Genomic DNA, 22887 nt, shown 5'->3' on the forward strand with positions numbered 1-22887 from the left:
CAATTCTTGCTATTCACTGATAACTGATAACTGAACTTCTTATACACGACCTCGGAGGAATTGCATCATTTCATTGGGAGTTGGTGACATTTCTATAGCTGTTTCTTCAGTAATGCGACCTTCTTGGTAGAGATTGAATAACGACTGATTCATGGTCATCATACCATCAAAACCGGCTTGCTTCATCAATTCACCAATGTCGTCATACTTACCATCTTTAATCCATTCTTTAACTGCCTCAGTATTAATCAGGATATCGTGGAACGCAGCCCGCTTACCATCAGTAGTTCGGCACAAACCTTGAGCAATGATTGCCACTAAAGACTCGGAAAAAGCTACCCGCACTGCATCTTGCTGGTCACCTGAATAGAAATTGAGAATCCGTTCAATAGTTTTCACCGCACTATTAGTGTGCAGTGTTCCCATTACCAAGTGACCAGTTTGAGCCGCTTTTAAGGCAGTATTCACAGTTTCTTTATCCCGCATTTCCCCCACCAGAATCAAATCTGGGTCTTCCCGCAAAGCCGCTTTTAACGCATTATCGAACTTGAGGGTGTGCATTCCTACTTCCCTCTGTTTGATTAAAGATTTCCGACTTGGGTGAACAAATTCAATAGGATCTTCGATGGTGATGATGTGCTTGGGCATCTCTCGATTGATGTAGTCAACCATTGCCGCCATTGTCGTAGATTTACCAGAACCAGTAGGACCTGTAACCAAAATAAAACCTTTGTGATAATGGCAAATATCCCGAAAGATTGGCGGTAATCTCAACTGATCCATCGACAATATTTTTAGCGGAATTAACCGCAGCACCATTGCATAACCCCGAAGGGAGTCAAAAACGTTAACCCGTATACGGGCAAATTCGTACTGAGTCGCACCGTCAAATTCTAGGGTGTCTTGAAAGCGTTGAATTTCTGCATCGGTCATAATCTCCCGTAACCAACTGATAAAAGTTGGTTTATCAACCTCTGGATAATTCGTCATCTGAATTTCTCCTCGGTTACGGAAGCGTGGTATTTCACCTATACCTACGTGAACGTCAGAATATCCTTGATCAAAAGCTTCTTGAATTAGTTGAGCTAAGGTCAGTCCTGAAGGCTGTTTCAGAGTAGCGGGAGCCGGTGGTATTTGTGGTGGTGGCGGTGCATTTTTCCCAGGGGGATTACTCTTGATCTCTGTTTGCATCTGCATTATTTGTGTCGGTCTTGGTGTCGCAGATGTTGGCGGTGGTGGTGCTGGTGGGCCCGGCGGTAGACTGCATCCTTGCGGTTGTATCATATATTTTCAAATTGGGTAGGTAAAAAATTAAATAGACCTTCTGTGTGTTTTTTTGCTGATGATTCCAGAATATTTTCTTGATTATATCCAAATACTTTAATCAATATAACCTTGTTCTTGGGTAAGGATTCAGGTCTAAGGAAGAGGGATTAAATAAGGTGTATGGAAACCAGAGTAAACCATGGCTTTCATAGGTTGGTCAAAAAACTCAATTAGAGAAAGTGCTTGACGGCGACAAGTTTGTATAACCGTCAATAAATTGGCAGGATGTTGGAATAGCTCCAGAGAAAGAGAACCACCACAGACTTTTCGTTGTGTCACTACTAAACCTAACCTTAGTTCAGCTAAACTATGATCAAGGTCTATTGCCTAAGGAAGGTGAAAGTTTACCAGGTTCCCCTGGGGCTTGATCAATGAATGAATGGAAGATTCAACTTTTGGTTGAAACTAGGATGGCCAAGTCAAGAATTCATGAAGGTTTTGGGTTTGTTGGAATAAAGGGTAGTTTTTAAAACCTTCATCTATGAGGTCCATGAATTTTGTGCAAATTTTTTGGTGATTGAAGCCAGGAATCTTGATTAGTGTCTTGAAGTGACAGGGTAGGGTAGATATGCCTGACATTTCTGTTGAGCTGTGACGGGATAATCCTTATAGGCAGTAAAGTGATCAGAACTGAGTACACCAGAGTAACTTGAACCCACCATGGATTCTAATTCGCCAGGACAAGGAGTATCAGGCCCATGAAATCAAGGGAAGTGACTATTGGCAAAAATCCATAACCATTGTTTCACCCCTTTGACTATCCAGGGTGTTTCATCCCCAAGGATATTGGGCTGGGTTTGTTTTATCCACTGTTTGAGGCTATCAACACTTTGAGCCACTGGACCATCTATTCCTTCATTGGTACCTACTAATGTTCCCAGTCCAACTTCTATTTGACCCAGTTCCCACAACAAGAAATATTCTTTTTCATAGGGTCAATGGCCCTAGTTATGGATCCATCCCAAAAAAGCTTGTAGTGTGGTTCCTATATCTTGTCCCGGTACTATCTCTGGTGACCAGTGTGCCCTTTGTCTTTCCCTACACACACTCCAAATCCATTTCCATTGGCCTGTCCACTAAGTCCCCTACTTGTTGTGTTTGGATTTTTATTACTTCGCCAAACAATTGCCCCTGACCTCACCATCCACAGACTTGCCGTCCCACTATCTCAAATCTATTCTATCTACTCCACCAAACACCTTTCTCCTTTTTCCCCTATGCCCTGGTTGTCCTCCTGGTTTCCGGTTTCGTGTCTGGTTTTCTTCTGGTTTCTCTTGTTGTTTGTTCTCGGTTTTTTTGAGGATGTCTCCCAAGGGTGCTTTGGATAATCTTATGGTCTCTAAATCTCTACTGACTTTGAGTTTCTCTATTTCTTTTTCCAGTTCTACTACTCTATTTCTTAGGTTCTCTATACTTTTCCCCTGGTCAATAATGATTTCTACCAGTTGCTCTGTTCCCAACTGCTTCAATATCTCTCTGTCTAGTTTTGGTCCCAGCTTCTTTTCTATAACTGCTATATTCTGCCTCTCCTATCACACTTATCAATACCCCACCACCTGAATCCTTACCTTTTTGGATTTTTATAGCAGCTCCTTCTGGTGTTGGTAGTAACTCACTTTCAAAGGTAAAATAGCGAAGTTTAGCATTTTCCACACCTAAATATAAATTTAGGACTTCACTCCAAACCCATCCCTGCTTACTGGGTATAATTTATTGGTATTGATTACCTACTCGTTTAAACCCTGTAAATTCTAAACTTTCTGGGCTAAACCAAAAATATTCAGGAGTATGAAACCGATTTTCATACAGACTTTTTTTGAGATTGAGGTCAACTTTAGCCGTACTATCTGATAGTAACTCAATAATTAAATCTGGATAACGTCCATCTTCTTCCCACACAACCCAAGAAGTCCGGGGACGTTTTTCCGTATCTTTCACTAAAAAGAAATCAGGACCTCTAAATTCTCGATTCTTTAACTGCTGACGACTAATAAAATAGATGGTCAGATTTGCACTAATAAAGAAATCATTTTGAGCACGCCATAGCCACTGTAAACTAGTTACTAACAATAGTAACTGCATATTATAATGTAAACAACTTTCCATCTCTGGCTCATCACTTAACAAACGACTGGCATCGGGCATTTGTTGTTCTAGCTGTTGGGCTGTCACAAACATGGGAGTATACGTGCTTGCGTACTGATTTAATTTTAAGCCATGAGCAATGATAACAAAGTGCCAGATTCCGCTACACTGAGACTTGGATTATTGGATTGTAACTAGACATGGAAATCGGACAAAAGGTTAAAGTGATTCGTATCCGCGATCGCGTATCAGCCCCTATCACCAAAAAGTTAGGCCAATTTGGCATGATCGAAGGCTACAAAGTTACCGATGGTGGAGGTTTCGGTGTAGTCGTCAAGTTTGACGATAACTCCTCCACTTGGTTCTTTGAGGATGAAATTAAAGCCATATAGGGACGTTTAGCAGTTTAGTTGAATGCTAAGTTGGAGTTGAAAAGATAGGCGGTAATTGGAAATCAAGTCATGGCCTTGATACTGACATTTTTAGGAACAAGCAGCATCGCTCGTAGCAAAATAGCGATCGCAGCATCCAAGCTATTGGCAAACCAAGGCAAACGGGTACTCCTAGCAGGACTTGCAGAGCCAACATTGTCAATTCTACTAGGTACTTCTCTTTCTCCTGACCCCCAAGAAATCGCTCCCAACTTCCAAGCAGTACAGTTTGTATCTTCTGTACTGCTAGAACGTAACTGGGAAGAAGTCAAAAAACTGGAAGCGCAATATCTACGCACACCTATTTTTAAAGAGGTTTATGGTCAAGAATTGGTAGTATTACCAGGCATGGACAACGCCCTCGCTCTCAATGCCATCCGCGAATATGATGCCAGTGGCAAATATGACGCAATTATCTATGATGGCAGAGGCGAATCTTCTACCTTGCGGATGTTGGGAATGCCTGAATCTCTCAGTTGGTATGTGCGGCGATTTCGACAATTGTTTGTTAACTCCGATTTAGGCAAAACAATTTCTGAATCTCCCTTAATTCAATCAGTGATTACCAGTTTCTTTAATGTTAATTGGACGGTTGATAACTCCGCCCAACCCACTAACCAAGTTAATAATTTTCTCGAACACGGTAAAACTGCTTTAGCTGACCCCCAGCGTGTAGCCGCCTTTCTGGTAACAACCCCAGATCCCATAGATGTAGCAAATTCCCGCTATCTTTGGGGTACTGCCCAACAAGTTGGTCTAACTATTGGCGGTGCTATTTTGCTAGCTGCTGATGAGGAAAACAGCAACCTATCAGCAGAATTTACACCCCTACCTATCACCATCCTTCCCGATGTATTAAACGGTGAATGGCAACCCCTGATAGATGCCTTACCTAACTTTGTAGAACAAGCATTACAGGCTCCTAAACCAATCGAAATTGACGTTCATAATCGCGAAGTACGCTTATTTTTACCTGGTTTTGACAAAAAACAAGTCAAACTTACTCAATACGGTCCAGAAGTTACGGTAGAAGCCGGAGATCAAAGACGTAATATCTTTCTACCCCCTGCCTTAAGTGGTAAACCAGTAACCGGAGCTAAGTTTCAAAATAGTTATTTGATCATTTCTTTTTAGGGACTGGGGACTGGGGACTGGGGATTGGAGACTAGGCAAGAATTATCAATCACCCATGACCAATCACCCATGACCAATCCCCAATGACCAATTACCATTACACCTTATGTCTGAATCAACTCCCATTAACCCAAATCCTCAACCTAGTGAAGCAGTAGAATCTACAAGTGCGGAAGTAACATCTGCTGAACGTACTGCCAAAACTCGCCAACTCCTGGGAATGAAGGGTGCAGCACCTGGAGAAACCTCGATTTGGAAAATCCGGTTGCAGTTGATGAAGCCTATAACCTGGATTCCCCTGATTTGGGGTGTAGTCTGCGGTGCGGCTTCTTCTGGTAACTACACCTGGACTCTAGAAAATGTTTTGAAGTCCGCCCTTTGTATGTTGCTTTCTGGTCCTTTGTTGACAGGTTACACCCAAACCATCAATGATTATTATGACAGGGACATTGACGCTATTAATGAACCTTACCGTCCTATTCCTTCTGGCGCAATTTCTGAAAAGGAAGTAATTACCCAAGTCATTGTTTTAGTATTACTAGGATATGGGGTAGCCTATACCTTAGATTTATGGGCAGGTCATACATTTCCTAATGTCCTCATGTTGTCAATTTTCGGTACATTTATTGCCTATATCTATTCAGCACCACCATTGAAATTAAAACAAAATGGCTGGTTAGGTAATTATGCTTTAGGTGCAAGTTACATTGCGTTACCTTGGTGGGCAGGTCATGCTTTGTTTGGTGAACTAAATTGGTGGATTGTAGTTCTCACCTTATTTTACAGCTTAGCAGGTTTGGGTATTGCCATTGTGAACGACTTCAAGAGTGTAGACGGCGATCGCCAACTAGGTTTACAATCACTACCAGTCATGTTCGGTGTGCAAACTGCGGCCTTGATTTGTGTAGTGATGATTGACTTATTCCAAGGTTTAGTTGCAGCATATCTCGTCAGTATTCATGAAAACTTGTATGCTGCCATCTTGGTATTATTAATCATTCCCCAAATCACCTTCCAGGATATGTATTTTCTGCGTGACCCCATAGCAAATGACGTTAAGTATCAAGCCAGCGCCCAACCTTTTCTGGTTTTGGGAATGCTAGTAACAGGTATAGCATTAGGTCATGCTGGAGTTTAACAGTTATCAGTTATCACTGTTAACTTGCTCCTTGATATCCTAACTCCTTACTCCTCAATTCTTACGCTTAATATATCTTTAGCTAGAAGTGATCAATGAGGAGTTAGAAGTTATATTAATTTCTAACTCCTCAATTGCATTAGCAAATGCCGTGTTAAATTTTATATCTTTCCTAATTAATGGGATACAACCCTTATTGATACCGATTTGCTTTGTCATAGCTTGGACTGTGATTATTCTGGTGTTTATGAATTTATGGGCAGCGACGAAAGACACCATTAAAACTGCTCAAAAAATGCACAAAATTCCCTGTCATAATTGCCAGTTTTTTACTAAAAATTATCGTCTTAAATGTACGGTAAATCCATATATTGCCAATACGGAAGAAGCAATTGGTTGTAAAGATTATCAATCAAATTAATTATTATGTTCCTGTCTGAATCAGGATTTAGGGAACACCAAAAAATAAATTACCCAAAAATTCAGGGTGGGTTACGCTGGGCTAACCCTATTCATATCAACGTGGGAATTGGACTTCAGGATATAGTTCCAGCTATGGCTACTGTAGTTCATGAAGTTGGCAAGAAACTCAAAATAGAAGGAAAATCAGAATAACTAAGAGATGCTTTAGGAAACACTTGTTTGTATGATTGATTTGACTTTTATTAAACAGTCCTATATGCAAGTTTCTGCATCTGCTGTTCTAAGAGAAAGTGGCTAGTCAGCAGCTTGATTTAAACGTCTAGTTACCTCTGGTGCAGCATCAATGTGAAGTTTTCAATGATTTGCTAATTCATCTGTAAATAATACTTTTAAAACTCCTTTAGTTTGCGCTTTCTTAAAATCACCTAACCCTTGATTCGGGGAATAATGACCATGAATTAGTGATTCTACATCCACTTGTTTTGTTGCTAATAGTTCTAATGGTGGGGCAAATGGTCCACCATTAGAACCAATTAGGGTGGATTTCATCTACCACTAATGAATAAGCATCTAGACTCAGATTACCAGCATAGGTACTTTTTAAGACTAGTGTTCCTCTGGGACGTAAAGCCCGACGTGCGATCGCAAATCCTTCTGGGTTTCCTGTACACTCAACTGAGATATCAAAAGCCCTATCTGTGACTGCATCACTTAAACCAGTTTTAATACCCCGTGCTTCTCAGTTAAGCAATATCCCTCTCTATCGTCCCACCACCAATAAATCACAACCAATTAACGCCATTGTCTGCGCTACCAGTTGTCCTAATTTCCCATGTCCGACTAATAAAACTCGATCATCTCTACTCTACATAATTGGACCCGCTGTTGAACTTCCAAAGCTACTGCTATGGGTTTGGTAAAAGTTGCAGCTTCGGTTGAGACATTTTCCGGGACTGGGTGCAAATTTTCAACTGGTAAACAAAGGTAATCAGCAAAAGCACCATCGCGGTTGACAAATACCTAAAACTGTGGGATCATTCCCGCAGTGGATAGGTTTTCCACTACGACAAAACCGACAATAACCACAAACAGCATTGATTTCACCAACTACCCTTTTATTAATTAATTGTTCTTAACCTTTTTCGACAACACCGACAAACTCATGGCCTAATATATCTTTCTTTATAGGGATAATAGCCTCTAAGTAATTCTAAGTCAGTGTTACAAATATCCGTAGGTAAAACCCTAGCCAAAGCTTCTCCTGGAGGTGGTTCAGGTATGGGAATATCTGTTTTGAGTTGTAATTGCTTGTTTTCTAACCAAAGTCCTTTCATTTTTATTCTCACCTAAGTTTGATGTGTGACAATTTGGGTGCGGACGGTGGCTTATAACTTAAATGGTTGGTTATAAGGATGCTTTTGGGCAAACACCAGCATTTCACTCATTGCCTCTGTGAAATCTGCAAAGACTTTTTCCACCAGCATAAATGCTTTTTTCCTCTGTGCCTCTGTCAGTTGTATACTTTCAACGAAATACTCTACATCATGATCGATGTCTGCCTGAATATGACCGGTCTCTTTAGCAAAATGAGACTCACCAAAATACGGATGATGCTGTTTAGTTATTTGTTGGAGTTCCTTTGCCACTTGTGCAATTTCATATAAAGCAACATTTCCCGTCGCTTCTATCGATTCAATCACAACCAACTTCATTAAAATATCTTCTTCAAAGGTGCATATGGCAAATAAGTCGTAAGCCATTTGGCGCACTTTAATTGTTTCTTCACCCCATAGGAATTTCAATGTATCAGTGAAGTTTATGGAGTGGTCATATCCCATCACCTTCATGTCTTGCAGAAACCACACCCAGTGGCGACCATCTTCGTAGGTGTGCTGGTTAATCATCTCTTGGAGCTTGCTACTGGCAGGCTCTTTACGAAGCACGTTTCTATTCAAGTCTTTGAAACTCATTGCAAAAGGAGCAAACGCCGGTGCCCAAGTTAGCCTTTGTCTTGGGTCTATACTCTTGTCTTGCAGGAACTTCATGAACGGTGTTTGAGCAAATTCTTGCTTCTTCTTTTCAATGAATGCTGTTACTTGTTTCATTTTTAGCACTCCGATATATCCATAACTTGAATTTGAATAGAATGAATTTTCATCAGAATTTGTAAGTGTCTGGTAGTCAGACAACCAATCACTGGTGATGATGTTCAATAAAATTATTAATAGGCTTTTCTAAAATTAAATGTGCGTTCAAACCAACTAATTTATATCTAGTTAATTTACACAGGATAAGGTGAAAGTAGTAAACGTTATACCATTTTAAATTTTGAATTCTGGATTTTGGATCTTGGATTTCGGATTGTAAAAGTCTTGCTGCACAAGCCTTTTGTCCTTCCATCTGTCACAATCATTTTTCAACTTGGTATTAGTTACAATTATTTATTATTACACTATTATTGTAAATAAACAATATTTAACTAGTATAATATTTGTTTATGGAAGATATAATAAATAGTATAAATACTAATTTTCTTGAGGAATAAAGGGACAGACCCCTACCAAACTGAAAATTTGGTAGCTCTCGCTGAGGTGCGCTTAGAATAGCCATCTAAACGAAACCTTCTGCCTTCTTCAATGAATCGAGAATGTAAAGCCTTGACGGACTTTCCCGCTAATGGATTTGACATAGCGGGTTAAATTTATTACAATTTTACCCCCTCAATAAATGGTGTAAATACAGGAACTAATTCAGGTTGACTAACAACCATTGTCGGAAAAGAGTGATCGCTATAATCTGTTCCCGGTGATAATGGAAAAGGTTCATCTTTCAGAGATATCCAGCTACCACCAGCAGCTTGAACAATTACCCAAGCACCTGCAATATCCCAAACCTTTGGTGTGGCTTCGATTCCACCCAAAACTGCACCAGTCGCTACTGTCAGAAAATTATAACTAGCAACTCCCAACATCCGCAGTTTACAGGGAAACCCTGGTTGAATTATTCCCGTACTGCGAGAACAGAGGTTAAAAAAATGATTTCCGCTGGGAGTATCTTGACTAGTATGAATAGCGTGATGATTCAAAAATGCTCCCGTTGGTGTTGTTAAACCTGAAGAATCAGGCCAAAAACCGTAAAAGGACTGATGATTTAATGGTGGTGCGTAAACATAGCCAAAAATGGGCATTCCTTGATAAAGTAAACCCAGAGAAATCGACCAAATGGGAATACCCCTTGTAAAGTTGGTTGTTCCATCTAAAGGATCGATTACCCAACACCATTCTGTATTGGGAAAAGTTTGATCACTTTCTTCACTTAAAATACCGTAACCTGAGAAATTAGAAGCGATCGCATCTCGAATTTCTTGATCAGCCCATTTATCAGCTTGAGTTACTAAACTCCCATCAGCTTTTTGAGAAGCTTCCACTTTCCCAAAATCTTGCATCAATTGTTGTCCCACTCTAGTAGTGGTAGTTTCAGAAAACTCTAAAATCGTGTTCCAAAAATCGTTCATTTGTTATTTGTTATTTGTCATTAGTTACTTTCTCGTCTGTTCCCTGTTCCCTGTTACCTTTAATCTAAATCGCTTTCTAAAACAGAAGCTAAAGCTTGTTTGGTATTGGTTTGAAATTCGGTTACATTAACTCGACTTAGAAACCAAATTGACACCAACATACCCACCGCTTCTAAAGAAAAAACCGAACCATAAGCTAATACTAAGTTATTGGGTAGCAAATTGCGTCCTAAATCTAAAACAGCACCACCAATAACTACAGCTATTCCCCTAGATATAGATTGTGCTAATCCCCAAGCACCAATAAAAGTACCTGCTGCTTCAGCGACCGTTAAATCTAACATTAAACTAACTGCTGCTGTAGTTAAGAAACCTGTGGATAAACCAAATATCACCAAACCAAATTTTAAGAAATTAGGATTAGCAGAAAATCCTGATAACCCAAGTAATAAAGCTGATAAAGCTACTAAAATACAGCCTAACTTTATGGTTCTGCGTTTACCCAAACGTGGAACAATTAAAAACCCAGTCACACCATAAGCAATTAAAATTCCTGTACCGTAAAAAATATTTAGTCTGGTACTTTCAGCCAAAGGCATCTTAAACACTTCACCCGCATAAGGTTCTAAAATTGGGTCTTGCATAAACAAGCTAATAGTCATCACCAATAAAAAGGTGAAAAATATACCTGTTTGTGGACTAGCTGTTAATATTGACCAAGCCTTAGCCAAGGTAATACTATCTTCTCTGTTTCCTGGTATGGAACGTTTGGAAAAACGTGAATATTTTTTTTCTACGCCTATAGTCGCTACAATTGCCAATACAAATACAATCCCAGGGACAATCATAAATAGCCTATTGATTGCTGCTTGTAAAGTTTCAATAGCTGCACCTGCTGTTAATTGTTTCAGCAAGCTAGAACTAATAATTGCTCCAACTATAATTCCCACCATCAGCATTGACCAAACAATACCGACGACTTGGGAACGGTTATCTTCTTCTGAGATATCTACCAACAAAGCTGCAAATGTCGTACCACTAACACAAATTGCTAAACCATAGACAGCAAAAACTAAACCTAAAACTCCTGTCCAACCAATAGTTTGAGTTGTCCAGATCCAAGTATCAGCAATATTAACTGTATTTAACTGCCACATTACTTGTACTGCTAAAAAAGCTGCGATCGCAAATATTCCTGCCCCTATCCAAACATAAGCAGTGCGATGATAACCTAACATCGGTTTAGCATCAGAAATCTGTCCAAATAAAATTCGGGTAGGAGACACAAACGCCGGTAATGCTAACACCAAAGATACCAGTGTTGCCGGAATCGCTATTTCCTGAATCATGACTCTGTTGAGTACCCCCAGAGTCAAAATAGACATCATACTCAAACCCATCTGAAATAATCCCAGCCGAAACATGGTCATTAAGTTGACCTTTGGCACAGCTAAGGATTCTGTTTGAGTATCAAATACATCACCGCTTGTCATAACTACTTTCTTGTATTGTTTGCAGAATTTAATCTCTCATTCACAAAGATAAACCGAAACACCCAACCGCTTTCGAGTCACCTGAACATAGTAAAACTTGCTCTAGTTGTGTGTGGTGAGAAAAAACATCTCTGTCACTGTCTTAAAGAGTATTCCAAGGTGATTACTGCGGGTTTGAGTCTGATAGAGATTTTAATGCTGCTCTTAATTTAAGGCAAGAAGCGGCTAGATTAGTCGCTTCTTGCCTGTGGACTTCGTACGTAGTGCGGACACTTCCAGTGTGAAGCAGGAAGAAAACGTTAGTAATTATTAGTAATTCTTAGCATTTTTTTATTAAAATCAAAAGAAAAAACTTAATTCTTACTACTGATAACGCAGCTTAGCCCAAGCCATACTCCTGACTCCCGACCCTGACTTAAAATATGTAAAAATAATTAAGAATAGTATTATATATCGCGGTAATCATTCTGAAGTCATACCTTCATCCCAAAATGAAGTGAAAGGGATTTAGGAACAGGGTTTTGCTTTTGGCAAATAACAAATAGATATTGGTGCTTTCCAGCCAGTAGGAACTAAGGTAGAATATTGCTACAGTAAAACCTTAACTGAATAGTACATAAATTGTGCTTTTACTTACAGAAAACCCCTAGTAGGTGTTAGCCATCCAGGGGAGATTAGTTATCAGGGTGCATCTACCAATTTAATGTTCTCAGGCACTGCACCATCCTCCGGATAAATTTTTGCTCATCAGGGTAGACAGGTATTTTTTCATCAGCTGTTAGTAAAACAGAGTAGGCTAGTTTGGCTAACGCCATGATAACGTCAACAATCTGGAGAGTTTAATTTGCTAGTACTAATTTGGAATGTAAAGATTAAATTCTCCTAGTCGCTGCTCCCTCAGGGTTGAATACTGACCAAGTTAGAATGATGCTAACTGCAAAAAAGCCCTAGTGGTGTTAGCCCACTAGGGGAGATTAGTTATCAGGGTGCATCTACTAATTTAATGTTCATAAATTTCATCTTATCTCCGGAGCAATTCAGGTAGCTAGGTTCATGATTATTTTTGTTTGTGAACCTAAGAAAAAACCCCCAGCGGTGTTAGCCAACTAGGGGAGATTAGTTATCAGGGTGCATCTACTAATTTAATGTTCGTAAATTTCATCTTATCTCCGGAAAAATCTGGTTGCACTTCCATCATTGATATTTTTAAGCAAAAAAAACCCCCAGCGGTGTTAGCCAACTAGGGGAAATTAGTTATCAGGGTGCATCTACTAATTTAATGTTCGTAAATTTCATCTTATCTCCGGAAAAATCTGGTTGCACTTCCATCATTGATATTTTTAAGCAAAAAAAACCCCCAGCGGTGTTAGCCAACTAGGGGAAATTAGTTATCAGGGTGCATCTACTAATTTAATGTTCGTAAATTTCATCTTATCTCCGGAAAAATCTGGTTGCACTTCCATCATTGATATTTTTAAGCAAAAAAACCCCCAGTGGTGTTAGCCAGCTAGGGGAGATTAGTTATCAGGGTGCATCTACCATATAATATAAGTTCTGGCTTTAACTACTATGCTCCGGATCAATTTCACCAAATGTAGGTGGATGTCACTTACAGAAAAAATTCCTATAGCTAGTAGCTGGTTAGGGGAGTTGGTTATTAGGGTTAGATATTCTATAGTTTGAGAGAAAGTTATGTCAGCATTCAGCACTTGAGGAGTCAGCAAGGTAGCAATAGCTATTGGGGTGGCAATACTTGTTTGTGAAGGGGGAAAGGGGAAGAAAAAAATCTTTACCCTTGAATCTCTTCCCAAACCAACTGACCGAAAACAGGTGATGGGGTGTAGGGAAAGACAGTTTATCCCAAACTCTCAAAGGTACAAGCCTAGATCCTTCAATTCCTTCAGGAGGCTTCGCGATTTATTGATGGAGAAAACGTAAGCATTCAGCTAATCCCTAACCGCAAGCTACCCGAACAGCCGTCAGCAGTCAGCTTTTTCAGGCTAACGCCAAAAATATCTCTTTGATCATTAACCAATTTCTCAAACATTCTGACTCCTGACTCCTGAATTCTTACGAGAAAACAAAAATGTAGTTCCAGAGAGAGGCGCAGCGCCAGAAATACAAAATCCTGATTTGAAACCCCTGATTTTAATTATGGGGATTTGTTGTTGTGGAGTTTTCTTAAGGGGACTTAAACAAAAGTTAAGAGTAAAAAGGAGTATAGTGCGGTTTCGGTGTAGCTTTCACGTTAAAAGAAGCTGATGAAAGAAACCACTGGCCCAGCAATGGCACCATCGTTTGAAAGATGGTGTCATTTTGATGATGTATTTACTCATCAAGCGCAGAAAAGAGAGTTTAGACATTATTTAGGGGGATGATTGGGTGAAAGTGAGAGAAAAAACCTATTTCAAATGGTAGAGAATACCCTAGGGGTGACCTACCAACGATTACACCACTTTTTAACTGAAGCACCTTGGTCCAGTTCCCAAGTCAATGACCGTCGGTTAGAGATTATGAACAAGTGTAGTCAGAGGAGAATCACCAGAGGATTTAGCTTAATAATTGATGATTATGACCATAGAAAAAGGGGGAATCTTAGGGATAGAGTAGGAAGAAAATATATTGGAGAAATTGGGAAAAGGGATAATGGAATAGTAGTAGTAACAATACATCTAATGTATATGATGGCAGTAAAAGCTTACCATTAAATATAGAGTTATATCACCACGGTGATTCTTGACCCAAAGGGAAACAAGACCCTCTATTTGATAAGAAACCTGAGTTAGGAATTAAATTAATAGATCTGACCTTAAGCCGTGGTTATCAACCACGAATAGTAATTATAGATCCTGGATATGGCCACAATATATCTTTCCTATTAAAGATAGAAAATCGGCATTTAAAGTAGTTAGGAGGATTAGGTAAAAATCCCAAAGTCCTTAGCAGTGACTAAGAGGATAGTCCACCAATAATTAGGTTAGATGAATTAGCACAAAGTTTACCCAAAGAGGCTTTTACAGAGATTCAACTGCAGTTAGATAAACCCAAAACATTATGGGTAGTAACTAAAGAAGTAGAAATATCACCATTAACTAGAAAGGGGAATATTACTATCGTCATCAACACTTCTACTTTCTCTCAAGCCACTGATATTGACTACTTTCTGCCCAATATTTCTTCATCAATTATCACGCCCCAATGGATAGTTGATAGATATTCTCAAAGAAATTGGCTAGAGGTTTTTACAGGGAAGCCAAGGGATGGTTAGGACTTAAAGAATATCAAGTTGGAGATAACAGCAGTTGACTGCGCCATTTTATTTTGGTTTTTTGTGCCTACACTTTTATTCTTTGCCATCAGTGGACTGGAGGATTAAGACCAAGGTGGGCTAATAAACCTTTGAATACTTTTACTGCAGCTTTAGAAGGGTTGAGAACAGCTATATCTTTTCTATTTATTGATTGGTTCAACTGGAATCCGGACGTTTTTCCTTCTGATCAAGCCAGTTTGGGCTACATTCGGGCTTTATTTTTGTTTACGTCCCGTTAAGAAATTCTTGGGTCAAAGATTGCTTTTTTTGCCAAAATTAAAAAGAAAACCTCCGGTGGGTGTTAACCTACCAGAGGAGTTGAAGATCAAGGTGCATCTACCAATAAAGTGTTCTAGTTAGAAGTAATCCAATCCGGATAAAGTTGTATAAGCTGAAAAAGGCGAAACAACCCCCAATCAGAAACATTCCTCACAAATATCCATCTAAAGTATCAATAAGAGGAAAAACTACTAGAAACTTTTACGGTGAAAACCGAATTTAGGAGGCAAATAGGAGAAGTTGTGACCCAGGAATTTCACATTTCCGTAACCCCAGTAGGGCAGAATGACTACTTGGTGCGGACGGAACAAGTCGCACCTGGGGTGCCTTTGGCAGAAGAACTGGTAACTTGGCCTGTGGCTGAGTGGTTAGCAGCAGCAGGACATTTGATGAATGACCCTTTACAGTTGGTGCTACAGGGGGATGCGATTGCCAGAAACTCTGTAAACTTGGTGGCACTGGGTCAGCAATTATACAATGCACTGTTTCAAGGCACTCTGAGAGATAGTTGGATTACTGCCCAAGGTATTGCCCAGAATCAGCAACAGGTATTGCGCTTACGTTTGGGACTCAAAGATACTAAGTTAGCGCGGTTGCCGTGGGAAGTGATGCACGCAGGCGATCGCCCTTTGGCAACGGGTCCTTATATCGCTTTTTCCCGCTACCAAAGTGGAATTCCTTCCACATCAAGACTACCAACTCGCAATCTTCCTACACAACAGGAAGATTACGGGGTAAAAGTGTTGATGATCATCTCTTCCCCTACTGATCAAGTGCATCTTGATTTGCTCAAACAAGAAGCTATTAACCTGCAAACAGAACTACATCGCCAAAATCCCCGTGGAGAAAATGATCATTATCTGCCAGAAATTGACCTGACAGTTCTTGATCAACCAGGAAGGGAAGAGTTAACCCAAGCTTTAGAACAAGGACGATATCAAGTTCTTCATTACTCTGGTCATAGTAATGTGGGTGCGAACGGGGGAGAAATTTATTTAGTTAGTAGAAGAACTGGTTTAACAGAAACGCTTAGCGGTGATGACTTAGCAGGGTTGCTGATTAATAATAATATTCAAATGGCGGTGTTTAACTCCTGTTTGGGCGCATATAGGGCAAAATCTGAGACATCTGGGGATACAGGAGAACGCAACTTAACTGAAAGCTTGGTAAAAAGGGGTCTTAAAAGCGTTTTGGCAATGTCAGAGCGCATTCCTGATGAAGTGGCGCTGACGCTAACACAATTGTTCTACCGCAACTTAAGTCAGGGCTATCCTTTGGATTTGTGTGTCAGTCGGGTGCGTCAGGGCTTAATTTCTGCCTATGGTTCTCACCAGATGTACTGGGCGTTACCGATACTGTATCTGCATCGAGAATTTGAAGGTTTTCTATCTCCGCAAATTAGTTTCTCTGGCAATGGGGAGTTGCTAAATGAATATCAGTCACCAATGGGAACATCTGCTAATTCAATGTATGCTTCAGCAGATGATTTAGAAATACCTTTAAATTTCGAGGATATTATGCCTTCGGATTTGTCTAGGGAGTCTTCTGAATTGGATTGGCTGGGGGATGATACTTGGGGGGATCTTTTAGATGAAGTGGATTATGAGCACCCTGATTATGATGAGGATTCGGCGATAGTTGCGGATTTATTCCGGCAGTTAGGTAATCCACAAGTCCTCACTGAAGAAACTTCCATGAAGGCGGAATTAGAATCATCTGTACGAGAGAATCATCGTCAGGAAATACAGGCTTCAGAGAAGCAAGAGGACATAGATTTTTGGGGAGATAAATCAACTTCAAGAACTCCAAATTTGTCGGATACTGAAGGTAATCAGGTCGTTTCTCCACAGATTGCATTACTACCAATTCGCCAACCACGTCGCCTTCGTCGGCGATGGCCGATGGCTGGGATTATTGGTGTAAGTGTGTTAGCTGCCATTATTGGTTTAATTTGGTGGTCTAATCATCGCCAGTCGAGGGGTGTCAAAATTCCACCTATTCCTGTCCAGAATGGGCCTCAAAACAAAGCAGTAGCTGTTGACTTCAAAAAATCATCAACAGGTATTGTTACTGCTACGGCAACAGAACAATTGAGTCAAGGTAATTTACAGCCAGGGTTAGAAGCTGTGGAGGAATTGCTGAATCGTGGGGCTTTAGCCTCAGCAGATACGGCTTTAGCTTTAATTCCCACCAAGCAAACGGAAGATCCTGCTGTTAACTTTATGCGGGGAAGATTGGCTTGGCAGTTTGCCCAGACGAGAGAGACAAAATACAGTATTAATGATGCCCGTCGTTATTGGGAAATTGCTGTGCGGGATCAACCTAATTCTGTTTTGTATAATAACGCAGTGGGATTTGCCTATTATGCTGAAGGAAATCTGAATCGGGCTAATGATGCGTGGTTCAAAGCTGTGAATTTAGCACTGAAAAACCAGAATACAAACTTCCCATTAACACCAAATGCTAATAGTATTATGCCACCAGAGGCTTTAACTGCCTATGCAGGGTTAGCTTTGGGTTTATATAAATCTGTAAATAATCAACCTTCTGCTAAACAAGCGCAATATATGAATGAGGCGATTAAGCTGCGTCAACTGGTAATTCAGAATGATCCGGTAAGTTTTACAGTAGATAAGTTAGCTCAAAATTGGCTGTGGACAGAAAAGGCGATCGCAGATTGGCGATCGCTCCTTCAGCAACAAAAAAAGAGGTGATATAAAATACATAACACTCATGTTAAATAAGTAAAGCTATAGTTACAGCTTTAGACGACTAATCTGGTTAGATATATAAACAACGTTCTTAGAAGTTAGGGATTGAAAAAAATGAGAAAAGTAGAAGCTATTATCCGCCCATTTAAGCTAGATGAAGTCAAAATTGCCTTAGTTAATGCAGGAATTGTGGGCATGACCATTTCTGAAGTCCGTGGTTTCGGACGGCAAAAAGGTCAAACTGAACGCTATCGTGGTTCGGAATACACCGTGGAGTTTTTGCAAAAACTCAAAGTAGAAATAGTGGTTGAAGATGCCCAGGTAGATATGGTGGTTGATAAAATTATCGGTGCTGCCCGGACTGGTGAAATTGGTGATGGTAAAATATTTATCTCCCCTGTTGAGCAAGTTATACGGATTCGTACCGGAGAAAAGAATACGGAAGCTGTGTAAGTGTTGAATATCTAGATAGTAGGCGTTGTTGAATGAGGGGGTGAGAAGTTTTTAAGATTTTTCTTCATCTTTCATACTAACAGCGCCTTCTGTGGTTTGATTGTGCTCAAGCAAAAAATTTATAGGTTACGTAACGCATAACATCTAGGCCAATGGTTTGGTACGAGTGCTGAATCTTGGATGAATTGGCAGAAAAATTATGAACTCAGACTTGCTGAACAAAAAATTGGTAAAGAAATGAAAGCAAGCATTTCTCCTTGGATCTCAACTGGGAATATGGAAATTACAATCTAAAACTAGACTAATAGAAGTTGACAATTTAGATGGACATTAGATGGAGATAAACTAATAACTAAAGTATTTAGCATACACCAACCCATTCTTGCATTTAAAGCAGGAGTCAGGAGTCAGGAGTCAGGAGTAAAACTCTCTTGCTGTCTAGGTTTCAATTTAGATTCTGTACCTCATTGATCTGCTATCTGCTGTAGTGATTTATCGACAGAAACTTTAGGTAACGAACAGCCTGGTTTGATGATGATCCTACAGGGATTTGTAAAAGGAGTGCGTAACGTACTTGCACATATTCATGGACAGCAAGAAGAAGTCAAAAAACCTTATGAATATTTATTGCATCTCTTTTTTGCCTACGCATTGATGAGACTACCAAAACAAAACCATAAAATAGCAAACTTCTTCTTCTTCTCCTATTCCTTCGCGCTCTTCGTGGTTCGTTAAACTTAATCTCAACAAAAAACAATTAGCCCCCAAAAACCTCTTCACCCCAACACCTTCACCAACTGAGGAACTAAATTTTTTAAAGCATTACCACGATGACTAATTGACTTTTTCAATTCCGGTGACATTTCGGCAAAAGTCAATTGGTTTTCTGGGACATAAAAAATGGGATCATAACCAAAACCACCTTCACCACTAGTTGCATAAAGAATTTCACCACGACAAATACCTTCAGATTGCAAAACTATTTCCCCCGTAGGATTTGCAACCGCTACCGCACAGACAAACTGTGCTTGACGATTTTCTGTATCGCCTAATTCCCGTAATAACCGAGAAATACGTTCTGCATCTGTTTTGCCATAACGGGCAGAATATACACCGGGTGAAGCATTGAGGGCATCTACAGCTAAACCAGAATCATCTGCGATCGCCCAATTCCCTGTAGCTTTAGCAACTTCTGATGCTTTTAAACAAGCATTGGCTAGAAAAGTTTCTCCAGTTTCATCAACGTCTAAATCTTCTGGTTTGAGGGTTAATTCCCAACCAGAATCAGCTAAATAAGCTTGCATTTCCCGTAATTTACCGGGATTTCCTGTAGCTACTACGAGTGTTTTAGTCATTAAAAATAGGTGATAGATAACAGGTGATAGTAAGAAAGGAATAGGGAATAGATAGAAAGCTATTCTCCCCCCTATCTCTTCTAATTAGATTCTGCCCAATTTTTTGCCCAAGCTAGGGTTTGATGGACTTGTTCTATTGTGGGTGCTTCGCAATAAAGGCGTAAAACTGGTTCAGTGCCACTAAAGCGAATCATTAACCAACTTTGATCAGCAAGACTGAATTTATAACCGTCAATTGTGTTGCAATCAATTACTTTTTTTCCGGCAATTTCTGTTAAAGGTTGGGTTTGTAGTTGTTGTAATAACTTTCCTCTAAGTTCCATGTTGGCTAGGGGTAAATCTATACGGTCGTAGGCTGATGTAAAATTGGTTTTTTGCTGCAATTCATGATAATAATCGCCTAAATCTAAGCCTGATTCTACAACTGCTTCTAATACATACAATGCTGAGAGTAGGGCATCTCGTTCGGGAATATGGCTACCATAACCAATTCCACCGGATTCTTCACCACCTAGTAATACTTCTGTGGCTAACATTCTATTGGCAATGTATTTATAACCGACTGCGGTTTCAAATACAGATAAGTTCAGTAATTTAGCGACTAGGGGAATTAAATCAGAACTGCTAACTGTTTTGACGATTTCGCCTGTGAAGTTGCGTCTGCGGGTAAGGTGGTCAATTAAGATGGGGATTAAGATTTGGGAACTGAGGAAATTAGGGTTCTTATCCACTGCAGCAATGCGATCGCAATCTCCATCAAATACTAAACCCACCGTTAAACCTGAGTTATTACTTTCCCCATGAGTTTTGATTTCTGCAAATAGTCGGGAAAGGTATTTTGGTAAGGGTTCGGGCGCACCACCTTCAAACAAGGGATCACGGTTGCTGTTAATTTCTTGAACTTTTTCGCCTAATAACCTACCCAAGCCACTAGCGGCTGCACCGTGCATAACATCAACAAATAATGTTAATTTGCTAGTTGCGATCGCTTGGCGAATTTTGTCAATATCAACTTTACCTTGTAAGGCTCCACAATAACTAGGCCAAGGATCAAATTTCTCTTCCTTACCAGGAATAGGTGCGGTTGGGACTTCTACTGTTAACAAACCTTCTATTTCTTTGGTAACTTCTGGTGGTACAGATCCGCCAAAAGCACTTTTGACTTTTAAGCCTAAATATGTGCCAGGGTTATGACTAGCGGTAATAACTAGGGCCCCCAAAGCATTGAGTTCTTTAGCCGCCCAACTAAATGCTGGTGTTGGGGCATAGCTTTCGCTAAATAACACATCAAAACCAACTGCGGTGACAGCATCAGCCACGACACGGGCAAATTCTTCCGCCATAAAACGGCGATCGTAACCGACAATAATGGTGCGGCTACTTACATGAGAATAATAAGTATTATATAATACTTTTGCTGCAACTGGGGCTACTAAGGCTAGGCGTTCAAAGGTAAATTCATCACCTATTACGCCCCGCCAGCCATCCGTACCAAACTTGATTGGGTTAGTTACAACGGGCATGGAGATATCCTCAATTTCTAACTGAGGATTGTAGCATTGATACAGGGGATTCGGGACTGGGGATTGAGGAGTGGGGTGAAAGTTCTGTGCCTGTTTCCTGTTCACTGATTCCCTCTTGCGCCAAGATAAGCAATGCCTTCGGCGAGGGATGCGATCGCTAATGGTAAAATTCGGTGTTCCTGAATTTGGATTCTAGCATGTAGTGTTTCTGCTGTATCTTCTGGAAATACTGGTACTGCGGCTTGCATCAAAATTGGACCACTATCCATTTCTAAACGCAGGAGATGTACAGTACAACCTGTTATTTTTACCCCGGCTTCTAAGGCTTGTTCGACAGCCTGAACTCCTTTGAAACTAGGTAATAAACTCGGATGAATATTAATAATTTTGTCAGGAAAAGCATCAATTAATTTTTGTGTCACCAGGCGCATCCAGCCAGCCATAATCACCATATCTACATCATATTGACGCAATGTTTGGACAATTTTTTGATCAAGATCTTCACGCTTGTTGTAATCACGGTGATTTAATAATACTGCCTCTAAACCGTGATTTTTTGCCCTTAATGCTGCTTTAGCTGATGGATTGTTATAAATTAAAACTTGAATTTTAGCGTTGAGTTTCCTCTCTTCAATAGCTTGGGCGACTACTTCAAAATTGCTGCCATTTCCAGAAGCCATTATTCCTAATTTCAATGACTTCATTGACTGGAAATTTTCTTGGGAAATGTCGGGACAAATTAAGCTAGAGACTACCTCAGTCGGATAATATTGATTCATAAAATTATGAATATCGTCTGAATTACTAAGATTACCATAAGAAAACCTCGTTTGCCTTCAATGCAACTTCTAGATAATGATACAGCTGCTGCTTGCATCTTTCTGACTCCAGCACTAATTTTGTTAATCTTGTTTATAATTTTGCCAATTGTCTATTTGTTTTATCTCAGTTTCACGGCTGGTAGTTTCACTTCAACTGGTATTTATTTCGTAGGTTTCAAAAACTATTGGCGTTTTTTTTTGAACGCTGATGTTTGGCAAGTTTTTCTTAATAAAACTTATTTTCCCCTTGGTAGTCTTGTTCCCAGTTTAGTTATTCCCTTGGGATTAGCAGTATTATTAAATCGTTCTTTGGCTTTACGGGGTATTTTGAGAAGTGCTTATTTTCTACCTTCTATTATCTCCCTTGTTGCTGCTGGTTTAGGATTTCGTTGCCTGTTTCAAAATACGGGTCCTGTCAATGGATTGTTGAATTTTTTTGATATTCCTCCCATATCATGATTAGGTGATACTTTCTTGGCAATGTAAGTCATAATCTTATTTAGTATTTGGAAACAAATAGGTTTCAATGTGGTGCTTTTCTTGGCAGGTTTACAAGCAATTCCTCTCAATCACTATGAAACAGCAGAATTAGATGGTACAAATAGTTGGCAACAATTTCGGCACTTTAGTTTACCAGGATTAAGACCTTAAGACCTACTTTAATATTTACCATAGTCACTACCGCTATTTTTATATTGCGGAGTTTTGAAGCTGTTTATGTAATTAGCAGGTGGTGGTCCTGTGAATTCTACTAATTTGCTGGTTTATTACACTGATCAAGAAGCTTGTGGTCAATTTCATTTTGGTTATGCAGCAGCAGTAGCAACTTTTTTCTTAGCGGTGACGTTGGTATTAGTTTATTTCCAGTTAAAAACTTCGAGAGAAGTGTAA

General features: G+C 39.9%; 18 protein-coding genes and 4 pseudogenes. 10 read left to right on the forward strand and 12 right to left on the reverse strand.

What is annotated here, in order from left to right; translation table 11 throughout:
• Positions 1-39: 39 nt before the first annotated feature.
• The 5 genes and pseudogenes from AAZO_RS00070 to AAZO_RS00080 form a co-directional block, all read right to left on the reverse strand.
• Entirely contained in the window at positions 40-1284 is a 1245-nt protein-coding gene (locus AAZO_RS00070; RefSeq protein ID WP_013189698.1) for a type IV pilus twitching motility protein PilT, read from the reverse strand.
• A gap of 578 nt (positions 1285-1862) precedes the next feature.
• On the reverse strand, positions 1863-1985 hold the full coding sequence (locus tag AAZO_RS40740) for a hypothetical protein (RefSeq protein ID WP_266887285.1): 123 nt from the start codon (positions 1983-1985) through the stop codon (positions 1863-1865).
• Positions 1986-2030: 45 nt separating this feature from the next.
• A complete protein-coding gene (locus AAZO_RS25530; RefSeq protein WP_144031215.1) occupies positions 2031-2240 on the reverse strand; it encodes a hypothetical protein in 210 nt (69 codons plus the stop codon).
• A 249-nt stretch (positions 2241-2489) separates the two neighbouring features.
• A complete protein-coding gene (locus AAZO_RS25535) occupies positions 2490-2786 on the reverse strand; it encodes a hypothetical protein (RefSeq protein WP_081462667.1) in 297 nt (98 codons plus the stop codon).
• A 109-nt stretch (positions 2787-2895) separates the two neighbouring features.
• Positions 2896-3504: pseudogene (locus AAZO_RS00080) on the reverse strand (Uma2 family endonuclease); the annotation flags it as partial.
• 107 nt (positions 3505-3611) lie between these two features.
• Between AAZO_RS00080 and petP the strand changes: the two are divergent.
• The 5 genes from petP to AAZO_RS34645 all read left to right on the forward strand — a co-directional run bounded on the left by petP (position 3612) and on the right by AAZO_RS34645 (position 6729).
• Entirely contained in the window at positions 3612-3803 is a 192-nt protein-coding gene (petP, locus tag AAZO_RS00085) for a cytochrome b6f subunit PetP (RefSeq protein WP_013189699.1), read from the forward strand.
• A gap of 69 nt (positions 3804-3872) precedes the next feature.
• A complete protein-coding gene (locus tag AAZO_RS00090) occupies positions 3873-4976 on the forward strand; it encodes a Get3/ArsA fold putative tail anchor-mediating ATPase NosAFP (RefSeq protein ID WP_013189700.1) in 1104 nt (367 codons plus the stop codon).
• Positions 4977-5082: 106 nt separating this feature from the next.
• Positions 5083-6114: a chlorophyll synthase ChlG gene (gene chlG / locus AAZO_RS00095; RefSeq protein WP_013189701.1), complete on the forward strand. Its 1032-nt coding sequence runs from the start codon at positions 5083-5085 to the stop codon at positions 6112-6114.
• A gap of 151 nt (positions 6115-6265) precedes the next feature.
• The gene (locus AAZO_RS00100) at positions 6266-6535 is read left to right on the forward strand and encodes a hypothetical protein (protein ID WP_013189702.1); all 270 of its coding nucleotides are present in this window, start codon (positions 6266-6268) and stop codon (positions 6533-6535) included.
• A 5-nt stretch (positions 6536-6540) separates the two neighbouring features.
• The gene (locus AAZO_RS34645; RefSeq protein ID WP_013189703.1) at positions 6541-6729 is read left to right on the forward strand and encodes a globin family protein; all 189 of its coding nucleotides are present in this window, start codon (positions 6541-6543) and stop codon (positions 6727-6729) included.
• Between the two features lie 162 nt (positions 6730-6891).
• Here AAZO_RS34645 and AAZO_RS00110 read toward each other — a convergent pair.
• The 4 genes and pseudogenes from AAZO_RS00110 to AAZO_RS00130 form a co-directional block, all read right to left on the reverse strand.
• A pseudogene (locus tag AAZO_RS00110) lies at positions 6892-7871 on the reverse strand (alcohol dehydrogenase catalytic domain-containing protein).
• Between the two features lie 51 nt (positions 7872-7922).
• Positions 7923-8750 carry a BTB/POZ domain-containing protein gene (locus tag AAZO_RS00115; protein WP_228371415.1) on the reverse strand — a complete coding sequence of 276 codons (828 nt, stop codon included), beginning with the start codon at positions 8748-8750 and terminating at the stop codon, positions 7923-7925.
• Between the two features lie 491 nt (positions 8751-9241).
• The gene (locus AAZO_RS00125; RefSeq protein WP_013189706.1) at positions 9242-10051 is read right to left on the reverse strand and encodes an inositol monophosphatase family protein; all 810 of its coding nucleotides are present in this window, start codon (positions 10049-10051) and stop codon (positions 9242-9244) included.
• Between the two features lie 59 nt (positions 10052-10110).
• Positions 10111-11544 carry a BCD family MFS transporter gene (locus tag AAZO_RS00130; protein ID WP_013189707.1) on the reverse strand — a complete coding sequence of 478 codons (1434 nt, stop codon included), beginning with the start codon at positions 11542-11544 and terminating at the stop codon, positions 10111-10113.
• 2261 nt (positions 11545-13805) lie between these two features.
• On the opposite strand from AAZO_RS00130, the pseudogene AAZO_RS25545 reads away from it, so the two are divergent.
• The 4 genes and pseudogenes from AAZO_RS25545 (at position 13806) to AAZO_RS43115 (ending at position 19032) form a co-directional block, all read left to right on the forward strand.
• Positions 13806-15093: pseudogene (locus AAZO_RS25545) on the forward strand (IS701 family transposase).
• Between the two features lie 282 nt (positions 15094-15375).
• Positions 15376-17847 carry a cell division protein HetF gene (hetF, locus tag AAZO_RS00145; RefSeq protein ID WP_013189710.1) on the forward strand — a complete coding sequence of 824 codons (2472 nt, stop codon included), beginning with the start codon at positions 15376-15378 and terminating at the stop codon, positions 17845-17847.
• A 111-nt stretch (positions 17848-17958) separates the two neighbouring features.
• Positions 17959-18297 carry a P-II family nitrogen regulator gene (locus AAZO_RS00150; protein WP_013189711.1) on the forward strand — a complete coding sequence of 113 codons (339 nt, stop codon included), beginning with the start codon at positions 17959-17961 and terminating at the stop codon, positions 18295-18297.
• A 477-nt stretch (positions 18298-18774) separates the two neighbouring features.
• Positions 18775-19032, forward strand: coding sequence for a TIGR02391 family protein (locus AAZO_RS43115; protein WP_420807083.1), 258 nt, complete (start codon positions 18775-18777; stop codon positions 19030-19032).
• Positions 19033-19073: 41 nt separating this feature from the next.
• Here the strand turns inward: AAZO_RS43115 and rdgB are convergent, their stop codons facing one another.
• The 3 genes from rdgB to purN all read right to left on the reverse strand — a co-directional run bounded on the left by rdgB (position 19074) and on the right by purN (position 21954).
• Entirely contained in the window at positions 19074-19652 is a 579-nt protein-coding gene (gene rdgB / locus AAZO_RS00165) for an RdgB/HAM1 family non-canonical purine NTP pyrophosphatase (RefSeq protein WP_013189714.1), read from the reverse strand.
• Between the two features lie 80 nt (positions 19653-19732).
• Positions 19733-21175, reverse strand: a complete 1443-nt coding sequence (locus AAZO_RS00170; RefSeq protein ID WP_013189715.1) for a phosphoglucomutase/phosphomannomutase family protein — start codon at positions 21173-21175, stop codon at positions 19733-19735.
• Positions 21176-21276: 101 nt separating this feature from the next.
• Complete coding sequence (purN, locus tag AAZO_RS00175) at positions 21277-21954, reverse strand: phosphoribosylglycinamide formyltransferase (protein ID WP_013189716.1); 678 nt, start codon at positions 21952-21954, stop codon at positions 21277-21279.
• A gap of 60 nt (positions 21955-22014) precedes the next feature.
• Here purN and AAZO_RS00180 point away from each other — a divergent pair.
• A pseudogene (locus AAZO_RS00180) lies at positions 22015-22887 on the forward strand (carbohydrate ABC transporter permease).

It is taken from the genome of 'Nostoc azollae' 0708, from assembly GCF_000196515.1.
In the GTDB taxonomy this organism is placed as follows: Bacteria; Cyanobacteriota; Cyanobacteriia; order Cyanobacteriales; family Nostocaceae; genus Trichormus_B; species Trichormus_B azollae.